This window comes from Clostridioides sp. ZZV14-6387 (genome assembly GCF_020657835.1).
Lineage (GTDB): Bacteria > Bacillota > Clostridia > Peptostreptococcales > Peptostreptococcaceae > Clostridioides > Clostridioides difficile_A.
Genome location: NZ_JAGWCW010000067.1, coordinates 1 through 1,266, shown reverse-complemented (window position 1 = coordinate 1,266; position 1,266 = coordinate 1). Strand labels below are relative to the sequence as shown.

Sequence of the window (1,266 nt, the reverse complement as noted above, 5' to 3'; positions counted from 1 at the left end):
ATTGGTAAGACATATTTCAGTATGCAAGATTCTATGAAACAGGAACCCTGTGACTTTAGTCATGGGAGGTTCAGAAATTATAGCGAAAGTACTTTAAACTTATATGCAGCAATAGAATCAATTCGTGGTCAATTTATAGACCCATTTAAAATTCCATTGATTATATATGATGATTCATGGAATATAGTTTTAAAAAATCCTTACTTTCCTTTATTTTGCTTTGAAAAATGTAATCCTATGAAATTTCCTCAAAATTGTGATTGTATGAATCGAAAAAGTGGTAACCAATTTGTATGTAAGCATGGGATAACAATATATAACATCCCAATACTGTATAAAAACAATAGTATAGGCGTCATAAGGGGTGGATATGTATTATTATCTGATTTAAACTTAGATACAACACATAGTAATTTATATGATATACCAGAAGGTGCTGCTAGAAGTATAAAACGTCTCTTAAAACAAATATCTAAAAACATAATAAATTTTTGTTCATTCAATGATATAAGAAAGGATTTGCAAGAAAAGGAGAATACTATTGCAAGAACATATCATTATGGAGAGCAACTGGAAATGAATTTAAAAGTAGCTCAAGATATGGTTACTAACTTAAGGATAAATCATCATTTTTTATTTAATACCCTAAATTCAATGGCAAGTATAGCACTTGATGATGGTAGTTATGATTTATATAGTGCAATAATAGATTTATCTAAAATGTTTAGATATACAATGAGGTCTGATTTACGCTTTGTAGAATTAGAATCGGAAATATTATATATTAAAAATTATTTAAACTTACAGAAATTACGCTATGGAGATGCACTTAAAGTAAATTATCTTATTCCTAAGAAGCTATACAGTCTTTCTGTACCTTTTAACTTTATTCAACCTATTGTAGAAAATGCTTTTACACATGGGTTTAGAGATATTGATACAGAAAAAAGAGTAGAAATAATTGCAAGAGTAGATTCTGAGTATGCGATTATGGAAATTCATAATAATGGAACTATTTTGGAGGAAAATAGTATAGACAAAATAAAAGCAGGTATTCGTAGTAATAATGGTCATGGATTGTCTTTAATATATACAAAGTTTACATCTGCTTATGGAAATGACTTTGATTAAAAAATAGCTACACACACTTGTGACTTTAGTCATGAGTTAGTAGCTAAAATAGTCAGCGTATAGGGAAACTTATATGTAGAGATAGGATAGAACCTATCCAATACTACTTGAATTGCTGGAAACCCCTAAAGCTAA

Annotated in this window: 1 protein-coding gene; it reads left to right on the top strand. The window is 28.8% G+C overall.

The window, feature by feature from the left end:
- Positions 1-1,131 (top strand): histidine kinase (locus KGF38_RS19950; RefSeq protein WP_227832696.1); only part of this gene is annotated, 1,131 nt, incomplete at its 5' end.
- Positions 1,132-1,266: the final 135 nt, after the last annotated feature.